Source organism: Burkholderia sp. AU45388, assembly GCF_030481585.1.
Taxonomy (GTDB): Bacteria; Pseudomonadota; Gammaproteobacteria; order Burkholderiales; family Burkholderiaceae; genus Burkholderia; species Burkholderia sola.
The window spans coordinates 234,429-260,547 of the sequence record NZ_JAUJPV010000002.1; the positions used below are offsets into that span (position 1 = coordinate 234,429).

22 protein-coding genes and 1 pseudogene are annotated in these 26,119 nt (G+C 67.8%); 9 read left to right on the forward strand and 14 right to left on the reverse strand.

The genetic code is table 11. The annotated features are described in order from the left end of the window. The first annotated feature begins 538 nt into the window (after window positions 1-538). From QZM72_RS04945 to QZM72_RS04955, 3 genes and pseudogenes are all read left to right on the forward strand, one after another. A pseudogene (locus QZM72_RS04945) lies at window positions 539-2,865 on the forward strand (phosphocholine-specific phospholipase C). A 270-nt stretch (window positions 2,866-3,135) separates the two neighbouring features. Then, on the forward strand, window positions 3,136-3,405 hold the full coding sequence (locus QZM72_RS04950; protein ID WP_059581751.1) for a hypothetical protein: 270 nt from the start codon (window positions 3,136-3,138) through the stop codon (window positions 3,403-3,405). A gap of 154 nt (window positions 3,406-3,559) precedes the next feature. Further along, on the forward strand, window positions 3,560-4,552 hold the full coding sequence (locus QZM72_RS04955; RefSeq protein ID WP_301737374.1) for a DedA family protein/thiosulfate sulfurtransferase GlpE: 993 nt from the start codon (window positions 3,560-3,562) through the stop codon (window positions 4,550-4,552). Between the two features lie 55 nt (window positions 4,553-4,607). Here QZM72_RS04955 and QZM72_RS04960 read toward each other — a convergent pair whose 3' ends face one another. From QZM72_RS04960 to QZM72_RS04990, 7 genes are all read right to left on the reverse strand, one after another. After that, the gene (locus QZM72_RS04960; protein ID WP_301737375.1) at window positions 4,608-6,089 is read right to left on the reverse strand and encodes an OprD family outer membrane porin; all 1,482 of its coding nucleotides are present in this window, start codon (window positions 6,087-6,089) and stop codon (window positions 4,608-4,610) included. Window positions 6,090-6,254: 165 nt separating this feature from the next. Beyond that, window positions 6,255-7,274: an ABC transporter ATP-binding protein gene (locus tag QZM72_RS04965; protein ID WP_301737376.1), complete on the reverse strand. Its 1,020-nt coding sequence runs from the start codon at window positions 7,272-7,274 to the stop codon at window positions 6,255-6,257. Continuing rightward, on the reverse strand, window positions 7,271-8,263 hold the full coding sequence (locus tag QZM72_RS04970) for an ABC transporter ATP-binding protein (protein ID WP_089470818.1): 993 nt from the start codon (window positions 8,261-8,263) through the stop codon (window positions 7,271-7,273). The genes QZM72_RS04965 and QZM72_RS04970 overlap by 4 nt, the downstream gene beginning before the upstream one ends. 2 nt (window positions 8,264-8,265) lie before the next feature. Further along, window positions 8,266-9,168 (reverse strand): ABC transporter permease, encoded by a 903-nt coding sequence (locus tag QZM72_RS04975; protein WP_301737377.1) that lies wholly within the window; start codon window positions 9,166-9,168, stop codon window positions 8,266-8,268. Between the two features lie 13 nt (window positions 9,169-9,181). Beyond that, window positions 9,182-10,120: an ABC transporter permease subunit gene (locus tag QZM72_RS04980; protein WP_089470820.1), complete on the reverse strand. Its 939-nt coding sequence runs from the start codon at window positions 10,118-10,120 to the stop codon at window positions 9,182-9,184. A gap of 10 nt (window positions 10,121-10,130) precedes the next feature. Further along, window positions 10,131-11,744 carry a peptide ABC transporter substrate-binding protein gene (locus tag QZM72_RS04985; RefSeq protein ID WP_301737378.1) on the reverse strand — a complete coding sequence of 538 codons (1,614 nt, stop codon included), beginning with the start codon at window positions 11,742-11,744 and terminating at the stop codon, window positions 10,131-10,133. 178 nt (window positions 11,745-11,922) lie between these two features. Then, window positions 11,923-12,501 carry a cupin domain-containing protein gene (locus QZM72_RS04990; RefSeq protein WP_011548888.1) on the reverse strand — a complete coding sequence of 193 codons (579 nt, stop codon included), beginning with the start codon at window positions 12,499-12,501 and terminating at the stop codon, window positions 11,923-11,925. A 496-nt stretch (window positions 12,502-12,997) separates the two neighbouring features. Here QZM72_RS04990 and QZM72_RS04995 point away from each other — a divergent pair, with 496 nt between their 5' ends. Beyond that, entirely contained in the window at window positions 12,998-14,515 is a 1,518-nt protein-coding gene (locus tag QZM72_RS04995; protein WP_301737379.1) for a peptide MFS transporter, read from the forward strand. 120 nt (window positions 14,516-14,635) lie between these two features. After that, a complete protein-coding gene (locus tag QZM72_RS05000) occupies window positions 14,636-14,842 on the forward strand; it encodes a hypothetical protein (RefSeq protein ID WP_089470822.1) in 207 nt (68 codons plus the stop codon). A gap of 81 nt (window positions 14,843-14,923) precedes the next feature. On the opposite strand, the gene QZM72_RS05005 is transcribed toward QZM72_RS05000, so the two are convergent. The 3 genes from QZM72_RS05005 to QZM72_RS05015 form a co-directional block, all read right to left on the reverse strand. Continuing rightward, a complete protein-coding gene (locus tag QZM72_RS05005) occupies window positions 14,924-16,048 on the reverse strand; it encodes an OpgC domain-containing protein (RefSeq protein WP_301737380.1) in 1,125 nt (374 codons plus the stop codon). 418 nt (window positions 16,049-16,466) lie between these two features. Continuing rightward, a complete protein-coding gene (gene rarD, locus QZM72_RS05010; RefSeq protein ID WP_301737381.1) occupies window positions 16,467-17,366 on the reverse strand; it encodes an EamA family transporter RarD in 900 nt (299 codons plus the stop codon). 15 nt (window positions 17,367-17,381) lie between these two features. Beyond that, window positions 17,382-17,678, reverse strand: a complete 297-nt coding sequence (locus QZM72_RS05015) for an acylphosphatase (RefSeq protein WP_006480292.1) — start codon at window positions 17,676-17,678, stop codon at window positions 17,382-17,384. A 152-nt stretch (window positions 17,679-17,830) separates the two neighbouring features. Between QZM72_RS05015 and hpnA the strand changes: the two genes are divergently transcribed. Then, window positions 17,831-18,838, forward strand: coding sequence for a hopanoid-associated sugar epimerase (gene hpnA / locus QZM72_RS05020; RefSeq protein WP_011353724.1), 1,008 nt, complete (start codon window positions 17,831-17,833; stop codon window positions 18,836-18,838). A 108-nt stretch (window positions 18,839-18,946) separates the two neighbouring features. Further along, entirely contained in the window at window positions 18,947-20,362 is a 1,416-nt protein-coding gene (locus tag QZM72_RS05025) for a phage tail protein (protein WP_301737382.1), read from the forward strand. Window positions 20,363-20,482: 120 nt separating this feature from the next. Here QZM72_RS05025 and QZM72_RS05030 read toward each other — a convergent pair whose 3' ends face one another. Continuing rightward, window positions 20,483-21,670 (reverse strand): glycosyltransferase, encoded by a 1,188-nt coding sequence (locus QZM72_RS05030; protein ID WP_301737383.1) that lies wholly within the window; start codon window positions 21,668-21,670, stop codon window positions 20,483-20,485. Between the two features lie 403 nt (window positions 21,671-22,073). Here QZM72_RS05030 and ispH point away from each other — a divergent pair, with 403 nt between their 5' ends. Together ispH and hpnH are read left to right on the forward strand one after the other, a co-directional pair. Further along, window positions 22,074-23,015 (forward strand): 4-hydroxy-3-methylbut-2-enyl diphosphate reductase, encoded by a 942-nt coding sequence (gene ispH / locus QZM72_RS05035; protein ID WP_089470829.1) that lies wholly within the window; start codon window positions 22,074-22,076, stop codon window positions 23,013-23,015. Window positions 23,016-23,027: 12 nt separating this feature from the next. Then, the gene (hpnH, locus tag QZM72_RS05040; protein ID WP_301737384.1) at window positions 23,028-24,188 is read left to right on the forward strand and encodes an adenosyl-hopene transferase HpnH; all 1,161 of its coding nucleotides are present in this window, start codon (window positions 23,028-23,030) and stop codon (window positions 24,186-24,188) included. 163 nt (window positions 24,189-24,351) lie between these two features. Here the strand turns inward: hpnH and QZM72_RS05045 are convergent, their stop codons facing one another. The 3 genes from QZM72_RS05045 to QZM72_RS05055 form a co-directional block, all read right to left on the reverse strand. After that, window positions 24,352-24,612 carry a hypothetical protein gene (locus QZM72_RS05045; protein WP_089470830.1) on the reverse strand — a complete coding sequence of 87 codons (261 nt, stop codon included), beginning with the start codon at window positions 24,610-24,612 and terminating at the stop codon, window positions 24,352-24,354. A gap of 169 nt (window positions 24,613-24,781) precedes the next feature. After that, on the reverse strand, window positions 24,782-25,261 hold the full coding sequence (locus tag QZM72_RS05050) for a hypothetical protein (protein ID WP_301737385.1): 480 nt from the start codon (window positions 25,259-25,261) through the stop codon (window positions 24,782-24,784). 223 nt (window positions 25,262-25,484) lie between these two features. Continuing rightward, entirely contained in the window at window positions 25,485-25,862 is a 378-nt protein-coding gene (locus QZM72_RS05055) for a hypothetical protein (protein WP_089470833.1), read from the reverse strand. Window positions 25,863-26,119 lie beyond the last annotated feature (257 nt).

Genomic DNA, 26,119 nt, shown 5'->3' on the forward strand with positions numbered 1-26,119 from the left:
AGCAACGCATCGAGCTTAGCCGATTTCATGCATTTGAAACACGGGGGTCACGCGGTCGCACGTCAGGTTGCATCCGCAACGAAACGCGTTCCCGCCATCCCAGAAGATCCGGAAAATTCTGACCGGTCACACCTGCGGCGATCGGTAATTTCCGACCGCTTTCCACTTCGCATCGCGCTGCGCCGCATCGTTGCATACGCAACGTCACGTGCGCGGCATGCGATGTCATTTCTTCATCACGTCGACGTCATGTCGCCTCCCTAGACTGGGCGCCGCCCCAGTCCGGCATGCGCCGGGCCGGTGTGTGCCGACACCTGCGCCGCGCATCACGAGCGCGCGGCGCACGGGATCGCGGCGACGAGGCCGCGGCATCCGCGCGACGTCGGGCGTCGGGCATCGCGTGCGATGCCCGCAGCGCCGCGACACGCGGCCGACGCCCCGAACGCGCACGCATCGGCGCTCGCCCCGGGGCGGGAAAACGCCCGGGCACCACCAGACGCACTCACGAACGCTTCCACCCTCACAGGATCCGAACGCCATGACGTCACGCCGCAAATTCCTTCAGCAGACCGCCGGTTCCGGCCTCACCGCCGCTGCGCTGTCCGCGTTTCCGCCGAGCATCCGCCGCGCGCTCGCCATTCCCGCCTTCCACGAAACGGGCACCATCCAGGACGTCAAGCACGTCGTGCTGCTGATGATGGAGAACCGGGCGTTCGACAGCTACTTCGGCACGTTCAAGGGCGTGCGCGGCTATGGCGACCGCTTCGCGGTGCCGTCGCCGAACGGCCGCGACGTGTTCTATCAGGCATACACGAAGGGGACGCCCGCGCGACCGTGACGCCGTATCACCTCGACGCGCGGCAGGGCAACGCGCAGCGCGCGGGCGGCACGCCGCACACGTGGGCCGATGCGCAGGCCGCGTGGGATCACGGCCGGATGAACCGCTGGCCCGACGCGAAGACGCCGCTGTCGATGGGCTATTACGACGCGGCCGAAGTGCCGTTCCAGCGCGCGCTCGCCGATGCGTTCACGCTGTGCGACCACTACCACTGCGGGATGCACACGGGCACGATCGCGAACCGCCTGTTCTACTGGAGCGGCACCAACGGCCCGAACGGCATCAGCCCGGCCGACGGCAGCCGCGTGAAGATCGCCGCGCTGAACAACCAGTTCAACGGCGGCAACGACATCGGCCCGTCGAGCCAGGGCTGGACCTGGACGACCTATGCCGACCGGCTGCAACAGGCCGGCGTGAACTGGAAGGTCTACCAGAGCCTGATCGACAACTTCGGCTGCAACGAGATGATGAGCTTCCGCCACTGGCGCGCGGCGATCGAGCAGATGCCGGCCGCGCGCCGGCCCGCGTACGTCGCGGCGACCGACATCACGCAGCCGGTGACGGCGGCCGGCGCGTTCTACGACCCGGCGATCGACGATCCGCTGAGCCCGCTCGCGAAGGGCTTCGGCAACACGATGCCGTACGGCTTTCTCGAAACGTTTCGCGACGACATCCGCAACGGCAAGCTGCCGGAAGTGTCGTGGATCATTCCGCCTTCCGCGTACAGCGAACACCCGGGGCCGTCGAGCCCCGCGCAAGGCGGCTGGTACGTGCAGGCCGTGCTCGACGCGCTGACGGCGAACCCGGAGGTCTGGAGCAAGACCGTGCTGCTGGTCAACTACGACGAGAACGACGGCTTCTTCGATCACATGCCGTCGCCGGCCGTGCCGTCGCGCAACGCCGACGGCACGCTCGCGGGCGGCCATACGCTGTCGGCCGCCGACGTCGCGGCCGAATACCACGACTTCGCGCCGGCCACGTCGAGCCAGCCGGCGGCCGACGGCCGTCCGTACGGGCCGGGCCCGCGCGTGCCGATGTGGATCGTGTCGCCGTGGAGCCGAGGCGGCTGGGTCAATTCGCAGGTGTTCGACCATACGTCGACGCTGCGCTTCCTCGAGACACGCTTCGGCGTCGCGGAGCCGCAGATCGGCGCGTATCGCCGCGCGGTGTGCGGCGATCTGACGAGCGCATTCAATTTCCGCACGCCGAACGACGAGCCGCTGCCGACGCTCGCGGGCCGAGCGACGAAAAGCCAGGTCGACGCACTGAGCGCCGCGCAGCAAACCGCGCCGAAGATCGTGCCGCCCGCCACACCCGCGCCGCCCGCGCAGGCCACCGGCGTGCGTCCGTCGCGCGCGCTGCCGTACGAGCTGCACGCGAGCGCGCGCACCGATGCCGGCGCCGGCACGGTCACGCTCAAGTTCGCGAACACCGGCCGCGCCGCCGCCGTGTTCCACGTCTATGACAAGCTGCACCTCGACCGGCTGCCGCGGCGCTACGTCGTCGAGCCGGGCAAGAAGCTGCACGGCGACTGGGCCGCGCGCGCCGACGATGGCGGTAAATATGACCTGTGGGTGCTCGGCCCGAACGGCTTTCACCGCCGCTTCACCGGTGACCTGAGCCGCGTGGCCGGGGCCCGCGCGCCGCTTCCGGAAGTGCGCGTCGGCTATGCGGGCGCGAGCGGCAACCTCCACCTGCGGCTGCGCAACGACGGCGGCGGCACGGTCCGCTTCACGGTCAAGTCGAACCAGGTCTACGGGCCGCTGTCCGGGCGCGGCGGACACGACGATCACGGTCATGGCCATGGCAACGAGAACGGCCATGGCGCCGGCACTGCATGGACCGTCACGGTGCACGCCGGCGACCAGTCCGAACTGCACTGGAAGCTCGACTCGACCGGCCATTGGTATGACTTCATCGTGACCGCCGACAGCGACGCGAGCTTCTCGCGCCGCGTGGCCGGCCGCGTGGAAACCGGCCGCCACTCGGTGAGCGACCCGGCGATGGGGCTCGCCGACCGCTTCTGACGCCGCCGCGGCGACGCGCGGCGCGACGCGTGTCGCCGCCCACGCCGGCGTGGCCGCGAACGCCGTTCGGGTACCGGTTCGGCCGGTCCCCGATCCGGCGGAGACGCCCGCCCGGCGCGGCTCAAACTTCAGAAGGATCGGTGGTATAACCCTCTTTTCAGCCCCACGAAAATGCTCCGTGCCGCGGCCCGTTCGCGTTAAACTGCGTCAAGCTGTATTCAACAAAGACATCTTTGCCGCTACGGCATCCACGACACGAGGATAGGTTCGATGCGCACTACCGGCTCATCCGGGGCAATGACCCTGCTCACCGAACACGACGCGGCCGACGGCCGCGAACTGCGCTCGCTCCGGCTCGAAGCCACGGGCGACGGCAAGAGCGTGCTGCTGATCGAGGTCGACGAACGCAAGCCCGGCATCCACCGCGAGGTCCGCTACGAGATCACGCCGGCCGAACTGATCGCGGCGATCCGCTCGCACGGCGCCGAGCTGCCCGGCGAAAACCACGGCGCCGCATCGCTCGCCCGTACGCCTTCGTGATTCCGAACGGTGAGCCGCGTGCAATGCGTCGGCTCACCTCCATCCCCCTGCCGCCGTCAGGCGCTTTGCGTCATTCCCGCCACTGTCTTGAAAAAGGCCGATAATCGGTCTGTCTGCGTTTCCCGCCCACGCGTTTCCTTTTCGGCCAGCCGTCATGCTCCGTGACCTCGTCGCCCAGTACGGGCCGCTTCTCGTATTCGCCAACGTGCTCGCGGCGGCCATTGGCCTGCCGGTGCCCGCGATGCCGACGCTCGTGTTGTTCGGCGCGATGTCCGCGATGCATCCGGCGATGATCGGCTCGCAGCTCGTGACGGTCGTGGTGCTGGCGGTGCTCGGCGCGCTGATCGGCGACACGGTCTGGTACGTGGCCGGGCGGCGTTACGGCGGCACGACGCTGAAGACGATCTGCCGGCTGTCTCTGTCGCGCGATACCTGCGTGAAAAAGACCGAGCGCTTCTTCGGCCGCTACGGCGTGCGCGTGCTCGCGGTCGCGCGCTTCATTCCGGGGTTGTCGCTGGTGTCCGTGCCGATGGCCGGTGCGCTCGGCACGCGCTATCGCACGTTCGCCGGCTACGACGCGCTCGGCGCCGCGCTGTGGACGATCGTCGGGCTGGGCGCCGGCCTCGTGTTCTACCGGCAGATCGACTGGCTGTTCGCCGGCGCGAGCCGCCTCGGCCGCGCGGTGCTGGTGGTCATCGTCGCGCTGCTCGCGGTCTATGCGGCCGTGCGGTGGATGCGCCGCCGTGCGCTGATCCGCCAGCTCGCGAACGCGCGGATTGGCGTCGACGAACTCGACGTGCTGCTGCGCGACGCCACCGCCCCGGTGGTGCTCGACGTGCGCTCGCCCGAGCATCGCAAGCTCGACCCGTTCACGATTCCCGGTGCGCAGTTCGCCGACGAGCGCCAGATCGGCGATATCGTCGCGCGCTATCCGCTCACGCAGAAATTCGTCGTGTATTGCTCGTGTCCGAACGAGGTGACGGCCGCGCTGATGGCGAAGCGCCTGCTCGATGCAGGCTTCACCGATGCGCTCGCGCTGCGCGGCGGCCTCGACGCATGGCGCGATACGGGCCGCCAGCTCACGGCGCTCGCGGAAGAGACGCCCGCCGCGAACGATTCCGTAGCGGGCTGGCACAAGCCGGCCTGATCGCACCGATCGCAGGCCGGCGTGTACGACACCGGGGACGTGCGTCCCCGTTCCATCAGAACGCGTGCAGCGGCAGGTTCACGACCAGACGGTACTCGGTGTTCGTCGCGTCCGAGTAGTGTGCCGAGCCGTTGTGCCACATCGCGATGAACGTGACCTTCGTGTTCTTCAGCTTGCCGCTCTGGAACGTGTACGACGGGATGAAGCCGAACTCGTGGTGACGGCCCTGCACCGGCGCGCCGTTGCTCCAGTAGATGCTCGACTTGCTCGGGTCGTTGGCCGCGCCCGCGCTGCCGTCCGCGCCCCAGCCCGTCACGCCCCACACCATCGCCTTGAAGCCCGGCAGGCCCGCTTCCTTGCCGTAGAATGTGTAACGCAGCTGCAGCGATTTTTCGTGCGGCGCGTTGTAGTCGACGTCCATCGAGTTGGTCAGGAAGATGCCGTTCGTTTCGTTCAGGTAGTCGAAGAACTGGTCGCCGAGCACGTGCTGGAAGCCGAGCAGCAGTTCATGCGGGCCATGCTGCGCCGCGAGCGACAGGCTGTACGCGTTGTTGTTGATCTTGCCTTGCAGCGCATCGCCCGTGTCGTGCGTCGAGTAGACGTTGCCGAAGCCGGTCCACTTGATCGTCTGCGGGCTGCCGATGCTGTGCTTCACCGACGCGTAGTACTGGTGCCACACGTCGTCGGCCTGGTTCGCGTACAGCGCGACTTCGCCGTTCGGCGAGTAGTCCCACGTGCCGCCGACGTACGACAGGCGATTGATGCGCGTGCCGCCGTACTGCGTCGTCAGGTTGGTGAGCGTCGTATGGCCGCGCGCGTCGGTCTTCGTGAAGCTGCCGGCCTCGAGCATCACGTTCTTGAATTCATTGCTGACGAGCGTCGCGCCGAGGAACGTCGGCGGCAGCGCGCGGTTGTCGTGCTGCTCCATGAACGGGTTGTCGACGGCCTGCAGACCGTACTTGACCACCGTGTTCGAGATGCGCGCCTTGATGTCGTAGATGCCCGGATACGCCCACGCGAGCTGGTTGCCGCCGCCGCCGCCCTTCGCGATGTGCACCATGCTGCCGGCGCCCTGGCCGCCGTCGAGCTTCAGCGCCGCATACAGCGACGCATCGAAGCCGATCCCGATCAGGCCGGTCGTGTAGCCCGACTCGAAGTTCGCCATCGCGCCCTGGACCCACGCATGGCGATGCGGCCCGCCCTTGCTGTCGAGCACGTCCGCATAGTTGCGGAACAGGAAGTCGAGATGGCTGTCGGCGATGAAGCCGTTCGATTTCGACTGTGCCGACGGCTCGTCGGGCGGCGTGACGGCCTGGGTCGCCTCGGCGTTGACAATCGCGTTCGGCGTCGTTGCCTGCGCAACGGATGCGCCCGACCCGGCGGCCGGTGCGGCCGGTGCGGCCTGCGCGACCGTCAGCGGCGCCGGCGCCGCGTCGTCGGCGTGCGCGACGCCCGTCAGCGAGACGCCGGCAAGCGCCGGCAGCCCCCAGGCAAGCAGCATCTTCGATGCCGTCCCGATCTTCTTCTGCTGTTTCATCGTCATTCTCGTCTTGTGTTGATATCGTCCACGCCGGTCGCGATCCGCTCCCAGCCCCCCGGCGAGCCCGGCTAAGGACGCGCCTGTACCCGCGGCGCGAAGATCGTTCGCGCCGCACCTACCCCTGTTGACCTGCCTTGGTTATGTGTGCTGCGTCACTTCACATCACGCCGCGCCCGCGCGGATGCACGCGACGCGCGCCGCCGACCCCTGCCGCACTTCCGGCAGCGGCACGTCCTGCGCGCACGCGTCGATCGCGACCGGGCAGCGCGTGCGGAACGCGCAGCCGGACGGCGGGTTGAGCGGCGAGGGCATCTCGCCCGCCAGCAGCATCGGACGGCGAGCACGCTCGCGCGCCGGCTCCGGCGTCGGCGCCGCATCGAGCAGCGCCTTCGTGTACGGGTGCTGCGGCACGCCGTACACGTCATGCCGCGTGCCGAACTCCATCACGCGGCCGAGATACATCACGAGCACGCGCTGGCTGATGGCCTTCACCACCGCCAGATCGTGCGCGACGAACAGATAGGACAACGACAGTTCGCGTTGCAGATCGCGCAGCAGGTTCACGATCTGCGCCTGGATCGACACGTCGAGCGCCGAGACGGGTTCGTCGCAGATCACGAGCTTCGGCTCGCTGATCAGCGCGCGCGCAATGCCGACGCGCTGGCACTGCCCGCCGGAAAACTCATGCGGATAACGCAGCAGGTGATGCGCGTTCAGGCCGACGCGTTCGAGCATCGAAATCACGCGGCGGCGCACTTCGGCACGGCCGAGGCCCGGGTGGTGCGTGACGAGCGGCTCGGCGACGACCTGCTCGATCGTCATGCGCGGATCGAGCGAGGCGAGCGGATCCTGGAAGATCATCTGCACTTCGCGCCGCATCGCGGTGCCGCGCAGGTGATCGGGCGCCACGGCCTGGCCGCGCCATTTCACGGTGCCGGCCGTCATCGGCACGAGGCCGATCAATGCGCGCGCGAGCGTCGATTTCCCGCAGCCGGATTCGCCGACGAGCCCGACCGTCTCGCCGCGCTTGACGTCGAACGACACACCGTCGACCGCGCGCAGCGTGCCCTTCGGCGACCACGGATAGCCGCCGAGCGGCACGCGGAAATGCACTTTCAGATTGTCGACGGACAGCAGCGTGTCGTCCGTCGCGCCGGCTTGGCGGCGTTCATCGACACTCATCGCAGACCTCCCGTCAGATCGGCCAAGGGCCGGTGGCATGCGCGCACCGCGCCTGCGGCGCCATAGGTTTCGAGCGCCGGGCGCTCGGCGCCGCAGCGTTCTTCCGCATACGTGCAGCGCTTCGCGAACGCGCAGCCGGCCGGCGCGGTGCCGGGCATCGGCGGGTTGCCGGGAATCGCGACGAGCGGCGCATCGTCCGCGTCGGTCAGGCGCGGCAGCGCGTTGAGCAGGCCGATCGTGTACGGATGCGACGGCGCCGCGAAGATCGAGTCGGCCGGCGCGTATTCGACGGTGCGGCCCGCATACATGACCATCACGTCGTCGGCGAGGCCGGCGACCACGCCCATGTCGTGCGTGATCAGCACGATCGCGGTGCCGCGCTCGCGGTTCAGCTCGCGCAGCAGATCGATGATCTGCGCCTGCACGGTCACGTCGAGCGCGGTGGTCGGCTCGTCGGCGATCAGGATTTCCGGCTCGGACAACAGCGCCATCGCGATCATCACGCGCTGGCGCATGCCGCCCGAAAACTCGTGCGGATACATACGGATGCGGCGCGCCGCATCGGGAATACGCACCGATTCGAGCGCCTCGATCGCGCGCTTGATCGCGGCCTTGCGCGACAGCTTGCGATGCAGCTGCAGCGTCTCGGTCATCTGCCGCTCGATCGTCAGGAACGGATTGAGCGACGTCATCGGATCCTGGAAGATCATCGCGATGCGATCGCCGCGCACCGCGTTCAGCGCGCGCGTATCCATGTCGAGCAGGTTGTCGCCGCGGTAGCGCGCGGCGCCGGTCGTCGTGCCGTTGCCGGCCAGGAGGCCGAGCAGCGCCATCACGGTCTGGCTCTTGCCCGAGCCCGATTCGCCGACGATGCCGAGCGTCTTGCCGGCTTCGAGCGAGAACGACACGCCGTTGACGGCGTCGATCGGCGGCGCATCCTTGCGCGTGAAGCGCACGCCGAGGTTTTCAACTTCCAGTAGAGCGGCCATCTTCAGCGATCCTTCGGGTCTAGCGCGTCACGCAGGCCGTCGCCGACGAAGTTCACGCAGTAGAGCGTCACGCACAGCATGACGGCCGGGGCCAGCAGCAACCACGGCATCGATTCCAGTTTCTGCGCGCCGTCCTGGATCAGCACGCCCCAGCTCGTCATCGGCTCCTGCACGCCAAGGCCGAGGAACGACAGCACCGATTCGGTCAGCACGATGTTCGGCACCGAGACCGTGGCATACACGACGACCACGCCGAGCAGGTTCGGCACGACGTGGCGCAGCACGATCGACGTCGGCGACACGCCGATCGCGCGTGCCGCGTCGACGAACTCGCGATTGCGCAGCGACAGCGTCTGGCCGCGCACGACGCGCGCCATGTCGATCCACGAGAACGCGCTGATGGTCAGCACGACCAGCATGAACGAGCGGCCGAACAGGGTCATCATCAGGATCGCGATCAGCAGGTACGGGATCGCGTACATCATGTCGACGACGCGCATCATCACGGAGTCGACGCGGCCGCCCGCGAAGCCCGCGGTCGCGCCCCACGCGACGCCGAACAGGCCCGACACGAGCGTGCCGAGCAGGCCGACCTCGATCGATACGCGGCCGCCGATCAGCGTGCGCACGAGCAGATCGCGGCCAAGCTCGTCGGTGCCGAACCAGTGCTGGTTCGCCCAGGTCGGCGGCAGACTGATCGAGCCCCAGTCGCTCGCGGCGGGATCGGCCGCGAGCAGCCACGGGCCGACGAAACAGGCGAGCGTGATCAGCACGAGCAGCGCGAGGCTGAACAACGCCGCGCGGTTGTGAAGGAAGCGCGCGAACGCGAGCTCGAGCGGCGAGCGCGAACGCGGCGGCGAATCGGTCTGCACGGGCAGGCCGACGACGGGAGTGGTCGGAGTCATCGCTGTGCCTCGCTCAATAACGGATGCGCGGATCGAGCCATGCGTACGCGAGGTCGACCAGCAGGTTGAACAGCACCGCGAAGACGGTCGTCAGCACGACGAGACCGAGCACCAGCGTGTAATCGCGGTTGATCGCGCCGTTCACGACGAGCTGCCCGAGGCCCGGCAGCGCGAACACCGATTCGGTGACGACGGCCGCGGTGATCGACGTGATGCAGACCGTGCCGAACAGCGACACGACCGGCATCAGCGCGGGTTTGAGCGCATGGCGCAGCACGATCGTCGAGCCGGGCAGGCCCTTCGCGCGCGCGGTGCGGATGTAGTTGCTCGACAGCGTCTCGATCATCGAGCCGCGCATCACGCGCGCGAGCAGCGACACGTTGATGAGGGTCAGCAGCGCGATCGGCAGCAGCCGGTACTGCCAGCCGCCGTCGCCCCAGCCGCCGGCCGGCAGCCAGCCGTTGCCGGCCGACGTCTTCAGCAGGATCGCGAAGATCCACACCATGACGGGGCCGAGCACGAACGGCGGCACGACGTTGCCGAAGTTGCCGATCAGCATCACGAAGCGGTCGATCACGCTGTCGCGGCGCACGGCCGCGACGGTGCCGAGCAGCACGCCGAGCACGATCGAGATCGGGATCGACACGCCGCCCACGCCGAGGCTCACGGGCAGCGCCTTCTTCACGAGATCGTTCACCGACCAGTCGACGTAACGGAACGACGGGCCGAGATCGCCGTGCAGCAGCGAGCCGAGATACAGCAGGTACTGCTTCCACAGCGGCTCGTCGAGGTGGTACTTCGCGTTCAGGTTCGCGAGCGTCGCGGCGGACAGCTGCTTCTCCGTATCGAACGGGCCGCCGGGCGTGAAATGCAGCAGCAGGTAGCAGACGGTGATGACCGCGAGGATCGTCGGCACCGCCCACAACGTGCGCCTCAATGCGTAGGCCAGCATGATCGCTCCGTCAGTGCTTGATCAGGTACAGGTCCTGCGAAGCACGCATGTCGATCACGTTCTTCAGCGAATAGCCGCCCACGTAGGACTTCACGAGACGGTCGGCCGAGTACTGGAACAGCGGCACCATCGGCGTGTCCTTCATCGCCATGTCGTGCGCCTGCGTGAGCAGCGCGGTGCGCGCGTTGTCGTCGAGCTTCTGGTTGCCTTCCTCGACGAGCGCGTCGACCTGCTTGTTGCAGTAGCCGACGGTGTTCTGCGAGCTGCCGCAGCGGATCAGGTCGAAGAACGTCATCGCGTCGTTGTAGTCGGCGAACCAGCCGTCGCGCGCGATCTGCACCTTGCCGTCATGCCGCTGCTTCATCAGCACCTTGAATTCGACGTTCTCGAGCTTCGTGGTGATGCCGAGCTTCGTGCGCCATTCCGATGCGGTGAACAGCGCGACCTTCTTGTGCAGATCGTTGGTGTTGTACGTGAGCGTGAACGACAGCGGCTTCGCGTCCGAATAGCCGGCCTGCTTCAGCAGGTCCTTCGCGGTCGCGATGCGCTTGGCCATCGGCCACGACGCCCATTCCGGCGTGAACGGCCGCACGCCCTTCGTGCCGTTCGGCATCAGCCCGTACATCGGCTTCTCGCCGGCCTGCGTGAGCTTCGACGTCAGCACGTCGCGATCGATCACCATCGACAACGCCTGGCGCACGCGCTTGTCCTTCAGTGCCGGGTCGCTGTTGTTCAGGTAGTAGTAGTAAGTCGCGAGCTGCAGGCCCGGGCGCAGTTCGGCGCCGAACTGCTTGCTGACCTGCTGGAAGATGCCCGACGGAATCGAGTAGCTGTAGTCGATCTGCCCGGCCTGGTACATGCGCATCGCGGTTTCGTCGCTTTCGATCGGCAGGTACGTGACCTTGTTGATCACGACCTTCGGCGCGTTCCAGTACTTCGCATCCTTCGAGATCACGATGCGGTTGTTCGGCTGCCAGTCGACGAGCTGGTATGCGCCGTTGCTGACGAGATTGCCCGGGCGCGTCCATGCGTCGCCGAACTTCGCGACCACGTCCTTGTTCACCGGCACGAGCGGCGCCATCGCGGTCAGTTCGGGGAAGAACGCGACCGGCACGTCGGTCGTCACTTCCAGCGTGTACGGATCGACCGCGCGCACGCCGAGCGTCGTCGGTGCGGCCTTGCCGGCGATGATGTCCTTCGAATTCTTGATGAACTCGACGAGGATCGTGTACTTCGAACCCGTCTTCGGATCGACGAGGCGCTGCCACGAATAGACGAAATCGGCGGCCGTCACCGGCTGGCCGTTGCTCCACTTCGCGTCGTGGCGAAGCTTGAAGATCCACGTCTGCGGCGTCTTGCGTTCCCACGACAGTGCGACGCCCGGCACGACCTGGCCAGCCGCATCGATGCGCGCGAGCCCTTCGAACAGGTCGAGGCCGATCGTGTTGCCGGTCCACGATTCGATGTGCGCCGGGTCGAGCGACTCGACTTCGGCCGGCACCTGTCGCGTCAGGTCCTGTTGCGGAGCGAGCGCGACGTTCGACGGAACGGTTACGGCGTGGGCGACGGGCGTCGTCAGGGCGAGCGCGGCCAGCACGGCCGACATGGCATGCAAGGATTTCATCGTGGCAGTCTTGAGAAGGTGGTTCGGTGGGCGTCGCGCGGCGGATGCCGCGGCTTACGCGTGAGACGCTGACGGGGGCAGCGATTGAGGAGGCCCGTGATTCTCGTATTGCATGTTAGTATTCCTTACATTTCTTTCGACAGGCATCCCGTCGAAGAAACGAAGGAATACCCGTGCGTTAGAACAGTCGCGGCGTACCGACCCAGACCACCACCGACTCGATCTTCGCGGTGTTGACCCAGCTGTGCGGGACCGTCGACTGATAGTGCGAACTGTCGCCGGCCTGCAGGACGAACGTCTTGCCTTCCAGCGTCAGCGACACTTCCCCTTCAATCACGTACAGGAACTCCTCTCCTGCATGTGTCGTCACCTCGGACCGTTTCTGCCCCGGCGGCATCCTCACGAGAATCGCCTCCAGCTGGCGCCCTTCGGATACGTTCGTCAGTCGCGCGAACAGGTTCGCCGAATCGGCAAACCCGAAGAAGCGCAGCTGATCGCCTCGGCACACCGAGCGTTCCTCGCTCGGCGTATCGACGAAGTACTGCACCGTCACGCCGAGCGCGTGGGCGATACCGGCCAGCGACGTCAGTGACGGCGACGCGAGCCCGCGCTCGACTTGAGACAGAAACGGCTTCGAAATCCCCGCGGCGGTAGCGGTGTCGTCGAGCGTGCGCTTCAGACGTTGGCGCAACGCGCGAATCTTGCTGCCCAGTGCGACAGCGTCTGCCGATCGCGAGTTTTCAGTGGGGGGAACCATAGCAGGCCGAAAAGTGGTCGTCAAAAAATGTTTGATGGAAAGTAACTAAGTTAATTAGAGATAGCTTAATCTTCGGGTTCGCCCACGTCTTCGGCGTTGAGCCCGGTGCACTAAACAGGGCCCGAAGCGAGCGAAACGACGCGCTATCTTGCCAGACTCGAAGGCTTCACAGGCAAGCTGCAAGCGGCTCTCCGGGAATTTGCGGAGAACCGGCGTCAAGCTTACAAGTAGATGATGAGACAAATGTTCCTGAAAGCTGCCGCCATATCGGGAGTTTCCCTAAGTGGCGCGGACCCGACGCACCGGACCGGCAAACGTTACCATTCGCGCGCCGGTCGGGGCCGCGCTCCGCCTTCTCCGGCGGAGTCCGCCCCCGGCCCGGGCTAACCGCCCGATTGCTCCATCGCCGACGCAAGCCTACCCGGCCACAGTGCTCCGGCGCCAGTTCGACCCCAAGGCGACGCGCGATCCGCGCCGTCCGTTTCAAACGAGATTGATGATGCACGCACCTGTTTCACAGACCCGATCGTTTACGACGGTCTTCCTCATCGAAATGTGGGAGCGCTTCGGCTACTACGGCATGGCCGCGCTCCTGGTCCTCTTCATGGTCGACCGGCTCGGCTTCACCGACAGCCACGCGAACCTGACCTGGGGTGCGTTTACCGCACTCGTCTACGCCGCGCCGTCGATCGGCGGCTGGATCGGCGACAAGGTGCTCGGCGCCCGCCGCACGATGATCATCGGCGCGTCCGTGCTGTGCGCCGGCTACCTGATGCTCGCGGTGCCGAACGATCAGCTGACGTACATGTACGCGTCGCTCGGCGTGATCGTCGTCGGCAACGGCCTGTTCAAGGCCAACGCGGCGAACCTCGTGCGCCGCATCTACGAAGGCGACGACGCGCGCATCGACAGCGCGTTCACGATCTACTACATGGCGGTCAACATCGGCTCGACGGTGTCGATGCTCGCCACGCCGTGGATCAAGGATCACTGGGGCTGGCACACCGCGTTCGCGGTCTGCTGCGGCGGCATGCTGCTCGCGATCCTCAACTTCATGCTGATGCACCGCACGCTCGCGCACGTCGGCTCGCAACCGGACGACCAGCCGATCCGCTGGAAGCGCCTCGGCGCGGTCGCGGCCGGCGGCGTCGCGCTCGCGCTGATCACGCTGTACGTGCTGCAGCACAAGCAGCTCGCGGTCGCCAGCGTGTGGACGGCGGCATTCGCGATTCTCGCGATCTTCGCGTACATGATCGCGAAGTCGGAGCGCTCGGAGCGCGCGGGCCTGATCGCGGCGCTCGTGCTGATCGGGCAGGTGATCCTGTTCTTCATCTTCTACGTGCAGATGTCGACGTCGCTGACGCTGTTCGCGCTGCGCAACGTCGACCCGCGCTTCATGCTGTTCGGCACGACGCTGTTCACGTGGAGCGCCGCGCAGTTCCAGGCGCTGAACCCGATCTGGATCATGCTGCTGAGCCCGGTGCTGGTGTGGGTCTACAACGCCGTCGCGAAGGGCGGCCGCGACCTGCCGGTCGCCGCGAAATACGCGCTCGGTTTCGGCGCGGTCGCCGCGGGCTACCTGGTGTTCACGATCAGCGGCCGCTACGCGGTCGACGGCCGCGTGTCGTCGTGGTTCATGGTGTGGGGCTACGGGCTTTACTCGCTCGGCGAACTGCTGGTGAGCGGCCTCGGCCTCGCGATGATCGCCCGCTACGTGCCGGCGCGCATGAGCGGCTTCATGATGGGCGCGTATTTCGTCGCGACGGGCGTGTCGCAGTATCTGGGCAGCGTCGTCGCGAACTTCGCGCAGATGCCGTCGCACGAACTGCCGGCCACCGAATCGCTGCCGCTCTACCTGTCGCTGTTCGAGAAGCTCGGCTGGCTCGCCGCGATCGGCATGCTGCTCGCGCTGCTGCTGCTGCCGCTGATGAACCGCCTGTCGCGCCAGCATCAGCGCTGCGCGGACGAGCGCCGCGAAGAAGCGCTGCAGGCGCAAGCAGCCGCCGCGCAGTAAGTACTATCCCTCGGCGTGCGGCGTGCACGCCACATTCTCCCGCCGGAAACGCGAACGCGTCCTACACTGGTTGCAGGCAACGCATCCGCTTCGCGAGATGCGCACTGGCGGGAGAACACGATGAAAAGCAAGACGACGCGGCTTTTGAGGATCCTGTCGGACATCCGGCACGCGCAGCGCTGCACCGCGATGCGCGCCGCCCGGGCCGCGGCCGAAGCCGACGCGGTGCTCGCGGAGCGCGACGACCCGGCGCAGGACGAACGCGACGACGCCGAATCCGACGACGCCGCCGCCACGCCCCGCTCCCGTATCGGCTCACCTCACTGACGCGGCGCGGCGCCTGCCGCGCCGCACCCTTCTTGCGCGCGCCCAGGGCCGGTTCACGCCAATAACGGGCTTGCGTCGGCCCTAAGCCGCCGCGCCGCGCCATCGCGCGATCCACGTTCCCGAACCGGCCACCGCCATCATCAGCCCGACCGCGCACGCGTCGGCCCCGAGGCCCACGCCGACATGCCGCAGATCGGCGCTGCCCGCGACCGGATGCAGCAGCGAATCGATCACGAGCGAGATCGCCGCACCCGCGACGAAACAGATCAGCCCGCGCTGGCCGACCGCCACGACGGGCCGCACACCCTGCGCGATCCGCGCGATCCAGCCGAAGCGCGCGCAATCGGCCATCAGCCACGCGATCGCCGCGAAACTCACGACGCGCGGCAGCGCGAGATCGCGCTTGAGCACGCCTTCGGGCACCGGCAGCCCCGAGAACAGCTTGTAACTCGCGCAGCCGAGCACGATCGCGCACGCGAGCCCCGTCGCCGCGGCGCCCCAGCGGCCGAGCGCGACGCGCCGGTAGAACGGCTGGCAGCGCGCAAGCACGCCGGCGACGAACATCAGTTGCCACGCGAACGGGTTGAAGCTCCAGCGGAAGCCGTCGGTGTCCAGCAACTCGGAGCCGAGCCAGCCCGCCGCGAGCCACGATGCGGCGCTGATCGCGACGAGCGGCCACGGATGGCGCCGCGCGAACGGCACCAGCACCGGCGACGCGAGCGCGAACAGCACGTACATCGGCAGCACCGACGCGAGATACGGCTGGCGCTGGAACGTCAGCAGCTCGGCGAGACCCGTGAGCGGCGACGCGAGCATCACGCTGACGTCGTCGAGCGCGAGGTTCGGCGCATCGACGCCGAAGTGATCGAGCACCGCCGACACGACGAGCATCAGCGTCGACGTCGCGAGAAACGCGCGGTAGATCTGCGTCGCGCGCCGCACGAACCGCTGCTGCGCGGCGCGCGCGCCGTGGCGCTCGGCGATCGCGCCGTACGCGCTCGCGGTCGCGAAGCCGCCGAGGAACACGAACACCTCGGCCGCATCGCACAGCGCGAATGCGTGCAGCGTCACGCGCGACAGCACGCTCGCGCCGATGTGATCGACGACGATCATCAACAGCACGAGCCCTCGGAAGAAATCGATTTCGATCAGGCGGCCGCTGCGCGACGGCTGCACCGTGGCGGCATGCGGCGGGCTCAACGACATGAGCGCACCTGCGCGGCGGCGGTGCGACGCGCACCGGGGAAGGGATCGGGAGAGAGACGGCGAGCGCGATCGGCGACGATACGCGTATGCCCGTATCGTGCCAACCCGGCTGGCCAGGCGCGGAGATGACCGTTCATGGAAAGCTGCATACGAAGGGAAGTCGGTCAGGCCAGTCTAGTGGCCGATCAGGGGAGACCCTAAGTAACAAAGTGCAACCGAATCTTCTGTTCGATTACAAGCGCGAGCGTTGCGCGGCGAAGCAGGCAGCGTCGCCAGATTCGCGTCAGCGCGGCGCCAGTCGATGGTCAGTATCGACGGATTCGGCGGGACTCGGCAGCGGAACGCGCGCGGTTCGACGCGGTGGATGATGCGCGATGCGCGGCCCGTTGCGCACGGCCGGCGCATCGCGACGATGCAGTTATCCGCGCGCGGGCAAGCGCCGCATCAGCATCGCGCTGTGCCATACGGTGAGCGCGACGGCGACCCAGATCGGCGCGTACGTCGTGAGCTGCGCGACGCTCAGCGTCTCGCCGAGCAGGAGCAACGACACCACGACGAGCAGCACGGGCTCGACGTAGCCGAGAATCCCGAACAGCGCCATCGGCAGCATCCGGCTCGCCTTCAGGTAGCTCGCGAGCGCGAGCGTGCTGAGAAGGCCGAGCCCCGGCAGCAGCGCCGCCCACAGCAGCGGATGGCCGGCGACACGCGTCGCGCTCGTCGCGACCATCGCGAACGCGATCGGGCACAGCAGCACGATTTCGATCGCGAAGGCGGCCAGCGAATCGGCGTTGATCCGCCGGCGCAGCACGAAATACGGCGGATAGCCGAGCGCGACGACGAGCGTCGGCCACGCGAACGCGCGCGTCGCCCACACCTCGTGCGCGACGCCGAGCGCCGCGCATGCGACCGCCGCCCATTGCAGCGGGTCGAGCCGTTCGTGATAGTAGAAGCGGCCGACGAGCACCATCGTCAGCGGCAGCAGGAAATAGCCGAGCGACACTTCGAGCATGCGGCCATGCAGCGGCGCCCACAGGAACAGCCACAGCTGCACGCCGAGCAGCGCCGCGCTCACCGGCAGCGCGACCAGCAGGCGCCAGTCGCGCGCGCTGCGCCGCGCGAGCTCGCGGAGCGCCGGCCAGCGGCCGCGCAGCGCGATCAGCGCGAGCGCGCCCGGCGCGGTCCACACGATGCGCCACGCGAAGATGTCGAGCCCCGTCAGCGGCGCGAGCAGTTTCGCGTAAGCCGACATCAGCGCGAACAGCGTCGACGCCATCACCGACAGCATGAGGCCGCGCCCGGCTTCCGGATACCCCGTCATGTCGTTGTGCGCCGCTTACTGTTGCTGGAAGCGTTCGAAGCGCTTCTCGGTCCGGCGTTCCTCGAACGTCACCTCGGTCACGCGCGCGGCGGGCGGCCCGTGGCGCAGCCATGCGAGCATCCGGTCGATCTGCGCGCCGGGGCCCTGGATCATCGCCTCGACGGTGCCGTCCTCGAGATTCGCGACCCAGCCGCGCAGCTTCAGCGCATGCGCCTCGCGCACCGTCGCATGACGAAAGCCGACGCCCTGCACGACGCCGCGCACCCGCACGTAGTAGGTCTCGATCCGTTCGTCCAGTTCATTGCGGCTCATCGCGTCGCCCTCCCGTTGCATTCAAGCCCGGCATTGTAGTCGCGTCGGCCGCTTCGCACACGCGCCGGCCGGGCGTCGCCGCGCCCGTCGACCACGTACAATCTCGCCGATGCTCAACCGCCGCGCCGCCCGCGCGGCCCTGAAGGAAACGCATGACTGATACTTCCCGCGATCTCGTTCTCGTCACCGGCGCGTCCGGTTTCGTCGGCTCGGCCGTCGCGCGCATCGCGCAGCAGAAAGGCTATGCGGTGCGCGTGCTCGTGCGCCCGACCAGCCCGCGCACGAACGTCGCGGATCTCGACGCCGAGATCGTCACCGGCGACATGCGCGACGAGGCGTCGATGCGCGCCGCGCTGCGCGGCGTGCGCTACCTGCTGCACGTGGCGGCCGACTACCGGCTGTGGGCGCCCGACCCCGACGAGATCGAGCGCGCGAACCTCGAAGGCGCGGTCGCGACGATGCGCGCGGCCCGCGCGGAAGGCGTCGAGCGGATCGTCTACACGAGCAGCGTCGCGACGCTGAAGGTGACGAGCGCCGGCGATCCGTCCGACGAGAACCGGCCGCTCACGGCCGAACAGGCGATCGGCGTCTACAAGCGCAGCAAGGTGCTCGCGGAGCGCGCGGTCGAACGGATGATCGCCGACGAAGGGCTGCCGGCCGTGATCGTCAACCCGTCGACGCCGATCGGCCCGCGCGACGTGAAGCCGACGCCGACCGGCCGCATCATCGTCGAGGCCGCGCTCGGCAAGATTCCCGCGTTCGTCGACACGGGGCTGAACCTCGTGCACGTCGACGACGTCGCGCACGGCCACTTCCTCGCGCTCGAGCGCGGCCGGATCGGCGAGCGCTACATCCTCGGCGGCGAGAATCTGCCGCTGCAGCAGATGCTCGCGGACATCGCGCAGATGACGGGCCGCAAGGCGCCGACGATCGCGCTGCCGCGCTGGCCGCTGTACCCGCTCGCGGTCGGCGCCGAAGCGGTCGCGAAGTTCACGAAGAAGGAGCCCTTCGTCACCGTCGACGGGCTGCGGATGTCGAAGAACAAGATGTATTTCACGTCCGCGAAGGCCGAGCGCGAGCTCGGCTACCGGGCGCGCCCGTATCGCGAAGGGCTGCGCGATGCGCTCGACTGGTTCGGCTCGGCGGGCTACCTCAAGTAACACAAAGCGGCGCACGTCGCGCCGCTTTGCGCACTTTGTTACACGCCGCGCACGGACCGCTATCGGCGCAGCGGTTAAAATCGCGGGTCTTACGCAGAGAAGACACGCATGAACCTGAACGATCAGATCGCTTCGCTCGCCACGGGCGTCGATCAGCTCCTCCACGATCACCACGCCGCGCAGCAGGCGGCACGCAGCGCGGAAGCCTTCGCGCGCGCCGCGGCAGCGGAAGCCCGGGCCGCGGCCGAGCGTCACGCGGCGGCGGAAGCCGAAGCGCAGGCGGCCGCGCAGCGCCACACGGCCGCTGCCGCCGATGCCGAAGCCGCGCAGCGGCGTCATGCCGACGCCACCGCCGCCGCCGAAGCGGCCGCCCAACGTCATACGGATGCCGCCACGCAAGCCGAGGCCGCTTCGCAGCGTCATGCGGAAGCCACCGCGCTGACCGAAGCGCTCGCGCAACGTCACGCGGATGCCGAAGCCGCGTCGCAGCGACACGCGGCGGCGATCGCCGAAGCCGAGGCCGCCGCGCAGCGTCATCACGCCGCCGCGACCGAGGCTGAAGCGGCCGCGCAACGTCATGCCGCGGCGACCGCCGAAGCCGAAGCCGCTGCGCAGCGCCACGCGGAAGCGACCGCCGAGGCCGAAGCAGCCGCGCAGCGCCACATGGCTGCGATCGCCGAGGCCGAGGCGCTCGCCCAGCGGCACGCGCAGGCGCTCGCCGATACGCAGGCCGCCGCTCAACATCATGCCGACGCAACCGCCGAGGCCGAAGCCATCACGCGGCGTCACGCAGAAGCGATCGCCCAGGCCGAAGCAGCCGCGCAACGCCACGCGGAAGCGACCGCCGCGGCCGAAGCGATCACGCAGCGCCATACCGAAGCGATCGCCCAGGCCGAAGCGGCCGCGCAGCACCACGCGAAGGCCATCGTCGACGCCGAAGCGCTGGTCGAGGCCGTCGTCAAGGAAGCCGCGACGAGCGCGGTTGCTGCGTCGGCCGTGACGGCCGATGTCGTCGAGCCGGCAGTGGCGGCGCAAGCGTCGGCGAACGCGACCGCGCGGGCGGCGGCGGAAACGGTGGAAACGATCGATGTGGTCGAAGCCGCCGACGCCCCGGCCGATGCCGAGACCGCATTGATCCCAACGGCGCAAGCCGAAACCGCGGTTGAAACTGAAACCAATACCCCTGCCGCGCCTGCCGACAACGCGACGCTGCACGTCGCGCGCCCGTCCCAGAACGAACTCACGCTCACCATCAACGGCCAGTCGATCACGCTGCATCCGGAGCAACTGGGCCAGCTGATCGAGGAACTCGCGCACGCACGCGCGTCGATGCAGCCGGAGCCGCCGCCCGGCATTCCGGCCGGCTGGCGTTTCGTGACGACGAAGAACCCGATGATGGCCGTGCAGAAGCAGGCGAACGGCGACCGCCTGCTGGTCGCCCGCCACACGGGCTACGGCTGGGTGCCGTTCACGTTCTCGCCGGACGTCGTGATCCAGATGTACATGATGCTGACGCAGCGGTAAGCGCGCGCATCGGCCGGAAGCCGGCCAAAAAGCACACAGCCCGGATCGGCTCGAGCCGATCCGGGCTGTGTGCTTTCAGCGCTCCGGTTTATCTGGGCGGCCGGCCTCCGCCGGCGTGTGTCAACGCTCCACCGGCGCCTGCACGCGCGCCTTCCACTGGCCACCCTTGCCGCGCCAGTAACGCCACGCGGACGCAAACGTCGCGCCCACATAGAACAGCGCGACGAGTGGCAGCGCCGGCGCCCACAGCGGCGAGCGCCGGTAGTAGCGCAGCATCGGCGCATACGCGGCGCACATCGACGCCCACGCGAGCCACGCCGGCCATGCGCGCGCGCCGTAAGCGAGCGCGACGACGGGCGGCACCAGATAGATGATCGTCATCCCGAGCAGCGTGCCGGCCAGCAGCAGCGGCGAATAGTGCAGCTGCGTGAACGCGGTGCGCGCGATCATGTTCCAGATGTCGCGCCAGCTGTCGTACGGGCGCAGCGACACGCTGCGATCGGCGAGATCGAGCCGGATCGGATGGCGGCCGCTGCCGCGATGCTTGATCTGCGCGGCGAGGCTGCAGTCGTCGATCAGCGCGCCGCGAATCGACTCGATGCCGCCCGCTTCCTCGAGCGCCGTGCGCTTCACGAGCATGCAGCCGCCGGCGGCGCCGGCCGTCCGGTTGCGCGGGTTGTTGATCCACGAGAACGGGTACAGCTTCGCGAAGAAGAACACGAACGCCGGGATCAGCGCCTTCTCCCAGAACGAATCGCAGCGCAGCCGCACCATCAGCGACACGAGATCGCGCTGCTCGGCCTGCGCGCGCGTGACGAGCTGCGCGACGGCGTCGGGCGGATGGCCGATGTCGGCATCCGTCAGCAGCAGGTAGTCGGCCGGCAGGCCGAGCGTCTGCACGGCCGCGATCCCCTGCGACTGCGCCCACACCTTGCCCGACCAGCCGGCCGGCAGCGGCTTCGCGGTCAGCACCGTCAGCCGGTCGGCGCGGTTGATCGCGAGCGCGGCCGCGCGGGCCGCGTCGGCGGTGCCGTCGTCGCTGTGGTCGTCGACGATGATGAGGTGGAAGCCGCCCGGATAGTCCTGCTCGAGCAGCGAAGTCGCCGCGCGGGCGATCACGTCGGCTTCGTTGCGCGCCGGCACGACCGCCACGACGGCCGGCCAATCGGCCTCGGCCGCCGCGCCGCGGGCGTCGGGCGGCAGCGGCCGCGCCGGCTGCGCGCGCCAGAAGCCGCCGCGCGCGACGAGCAGCACGATCCAGATCACCAGCGACAGGCCGGACACCAGGAAAGCGATCGCGAGCATCATCGGCCTGCCTCCCGCCGCGCGCCTGCCGGCTCGGCATCAAAAAGGGTCTGGAACAACACACCCGAAGCCGCACGGGCGGACGGGCAATACGCGAGAGAATCGACGGTCATCGAATGGCCTTGAAATGAGCGCGATGGCGGGCAGCCGGAGCGGTCGCCCGCGAAACCGCGCAGTTTACCGGGTTCCGCGCGCGCCAGCGCCGACGCGGCTCTCCCGCAATTGCAACGGTGCCGACACGGCACCGAAGCAAGGACGGCCCGATAGGGTTAAAATGCGCGATTAATTCGGGGTTCCGGGGCCTGGCCGGCCGGTTCGTTCCTGCCTTCATAACATCAAGCCGGGGCGAGCAAGCGCGTGCCAAGCGCCTCGAACCCCGGCGTCTGTCGTCGGAGTTCGCTCACTTATGCGAGTCATCCTTGCCCAGCCCCGCGGCTTCTGTGCGGGGGTTGTCCGTGCGATCGAGATCGTCGATCGCGCGCTGCAACAGCACGGTGCGCCGGTCTATGTGCGTCATGAGATCGTGCACAACCGGCATGTCGTCGAAAACCTGCGTAATAAAGGGGCACGATTCGTTGAGGAACTCGACGAGGTGCCGCACGGCGCTGTCGCGATCTTCAGCGCGCACGGTGTCGCCCAGACGGTCGAGCGCGATGCTGAAACGCGCGGGCTCGACGTGCTCGACGCGACCTGCCCGCTCGTCACGAAAGTGCACGTGCAGGGCCGCCAGTACGTCGCGGCGGGCCGCCGGCTGATCCTGATCGGCCACGCGGGCCACCCGGAAGTCGAGGGCACGATCGGCCAGATTCCGGCCGAGGTGATCCTCGTGCAGAGCGAAGCGGAAGTCGATACGCTGACGCTGCCCGTCGACACGCCGGTCGCGTACATCACGCAGACCACGCTGTCGGTCGACGACACGCGCGGCATCATCGAAGCGCTGCAGCGCCGGTTCACCGACCTCGTCGGCCCGGACACGCGCGACATCTGCTATGCCACGCAGAATCGCCAGGCCGCCGTGCGCGAGTTGAGCGAACAGGTTGACGTGCTGCTCGTCGTCGGTGCGACGAACAGTTCGAACTCGAACCGCCTGCGCGAGATCGGCACCGAAAGCGGTGTGCCGAGCTATCTCGTCGCCGACGGCTCGGAAGTGAAGGCCGAATGGTTCGCGGGCGCGCAGACGGTCGGCCTGACCGCCGGCGCGTCGGCGCCCGAAGAAATGGTCGAGGATGTAATCGGCGCGCTGCGCGCGCTGGGGCCCGTCGATGTCGCGACGATGGCGGGCCGTGAAGAAAAAGTCGAATTCAAGTTGCCGGCGAAGCTCACGCAAGCTGTCGCCCGCGAAGTTTAAGGAGGACATCCCTTGTCTATTCCGCTGCTCCAGCAAGTCCGTGTCGGCGCCTACATCGTGCGCCAGCACCTGTCCGGCAACAAACGCTATCCGCTCGCGCTGATGCTCGAGCCGCTGTTCCGCTGCAACCTCGCGTGCAACGGCTGCGGCAAGATCGATTATCCGGATCCGATCCTGAACCAGCGCCTGTCCGTCGAGGAATGCCTGCAGGCCGTCGACGAGTGCGGCGCGCCCGTCGTGTCGATCGCCGGCGGCGAGCCGCTGCTCCACAAGGAGATGCCGGAAATCGTCAAGGGCATCATGAAGCGCAAGAAGTTCGTGTACCTGTGCACGAACGCGCTCCTGATGGAAAAGAAGATGGACGACTACCAGCCGAGCCCGTATTTCGTCTGGTCGGTCCACCTCGACGGCGACAAGGAAGCGCACGATCACTCGGTGTCGCAGGAAGGCGTGTACGACAAGGCCGTCGCGGCGATCAAGGAAGCGAAGCGCCGCGGCTTCCGCGTGAACATCAACTGCACGCTGTTCAACGACGCGGTGCCGGAACGCGTCGCGAAGTTCTTCGACACGCTGGGCCCGATCGGCGTCGACGGTATCACCGTGTCGCCGGGCTACGCATACGAGCGCGCGCCGGATCAGCAGCACTTCCTGAACCGCGACAAGACGAAGAACCTGTTCCGCGAAATCCTGAAGCGCGGCGAAGGCGGCAAGCGCTGGTCGTTCAGCCAGTCGTCGCTGTTCCTCGACTTCCTGGCCGGCAACCAGACGTACAAGTGCACGCCGTGGGGCAACCCGGCGCGTACGGTGTTCGGCTGGCAGAAGCCGTGCTATCTGGTCGGCGAAGGTTACGTGAAGACCTTCAAGGAACTGATGGAAACGACGGAGTGGGACAACTACGGCGTCGGCAACTACGAGAAGTGCGCGGACTGCATGGTCCACTGCGGCTTCGAGGCCACGGCCGTGATGGACACGATCTCGAACCCGCTGAAGGCGCTGCGCGTGAGCCGCAAGGGCATCAAGACCGACGGCCCGTTCGCACCGGACATCTCGATCACGAAGCAGCGTCCGGCCGAGTACGTGTTCTCGCGCCACGTCGAGATCAAGCTCGAGGAAATCCAGCGCGCCGGCAAGGGCAAGCTGCAGAAGCCGGCGAAGTCGGCAACGGCCGCTTAAGCAGCGCGGTTCGCCGTGCGGAGGTTCACGCCTTCGTAGCGGCCCGGTATCGAAGAAGCGCCACGGAGTTCGCTCCGCGGCGCTTTTTGTTTTTGACGGACGCCGTGTGATGCATTGCGTTTGCGCGCTTGCATGCCCGCGGGCGGGGGCGAACGTCCGTTGCCTAGCTTCGCGACTCCGCCGCGGCGATCAGTTGCCACGCGGTCGGCCCCGGATCGAGCAGCGGATCGGACGGCGGATCGAGATCGTGCGGATGTGCGTCCTCGGACGGCAACGCCTGCCATTTCGCAATGCCGATTTCGTCGCCGCATACGGTGCATCGATAAATGCCCGCTACCGTCACCTTGCTGCCCGGCGGCAAGTTCTCGCTGAATGCGCGGCCACTCCCACACGTGAAGTAGCCGCCGCTCCTGTATAGCGCCATCGCTCCTCCTGACCGAAACGAATGCGTTCGCGCCGATACGCACGATCGCCGCAAACGCGAGGATGGATCCTCGTCGCCCGGGCACGCCGGGTTCCAGTCATGTCATTAGACGGCGCGCGGCCGCGCGATGGAATGAGACGCATACGAAACACGGCCCACGGCCGGTCATTCAATGCAGAACGGCCGGCGCCCGCATCTTCGCCGCGGCCTGCGCGACGATCCCCGGCTGTTCGGCGGAAGCGAACGTGCAGACGTGACGCCACAGCTCGGCCAGCCGATGCCGCGTGAGCGTCGCCACGCACGCGTCGTTCGCGGCGAGCACGCGTTCGAGCACCGCGCATTCGCCGTCGTGCAGCGTCCACGCACCGCTTTGCGCGGCGCGCGCGACACTCGCGTCCAGCACGCGCTCGGCGTCGACGCAGAGGTCGATGGTCGCGTCGGCAGAGACCGCATCGTCGAGCGCGAGGAACACCAGATACACGCTCGTGCGCAGCCGCATCAGCAGCGTTTCGCTACCGTGCTCGCCGCGCAGCGCGACCAGCGCCATGTGGCATTTCAGCGAGATGTCGCGGGCATGCGCGGGCGGCAGCGGCAGCAGCCATTCGCGCGTCAACGGCGGATGGCGACGGCCTTTCCGGGCAGCCTTCATGATTCGCCCTCGCTCGCGGGCGCGTCGTCCGCCGCCGCCCCCGGCCACGCGCTGCGGCACGCAGCGACGCAGCGGCCCGCGTCGCGCAGGGTGTCCGGCCGGCGTCGCATGCCGTGCACGTCGGCGTGCCGCGATGCCGCGCTCGCTTCCGGCAGCCTGCGTATCGTCGACGCACGCCACACGCCGAGCGATCGGTTCGGGCACGCCATGTTCGTCTCCTGCATCAAAACGTGTTCTCGCCCTTCAGGTAGTACGCGGTTTTCACGAAGAACGCCTTCACCGGATGGCCGCTCTGCACGTCGCGGGCGGCCCGTGCTTCCATCGCGGCCTTTTCGTCGCGCCACCGGTCGGGCACCGGGTCGTACACGCGCTCGAGCGCACGCTGCATCGCGAGCGGATAGTTCTGGTTGCCGGCCGTCGTCGCGCGATAGCCGGCGCGCGTCATCTGCATCAGCTGGACATCGGTTTCGGCACGCGCCGCCGACCAGGTCAACGGCGCGGCATGCGCGGTGTCGCCGGCGCCGATCGACTGCGCGAAGCCGACGGCCGGTAGCGCAGCGAGTGCGCAGGAAAGAACGGCAACGGGAACGAGGGATCGCATAATGGCCTCCAGATGGTTGTCCCCGCATCGATCCATCATCGATGCGTTGAAATCATCGTATGTCGGACCGCATGCCGCTTGAATAGCCGAATCCGCAATTGTTATTTTCAGTCGCGCATTCGGCGTGCGACTTGCGTCATTCGCGCATCCCTTCGAAATGGAATTTCTTTATTTCATTCAACGATCTGATCGGACTTTTACCGACGCTCCGGTGGCGCGCTCACCCCGCTCTTTCAATTTAGGAAATGACGTGTTGC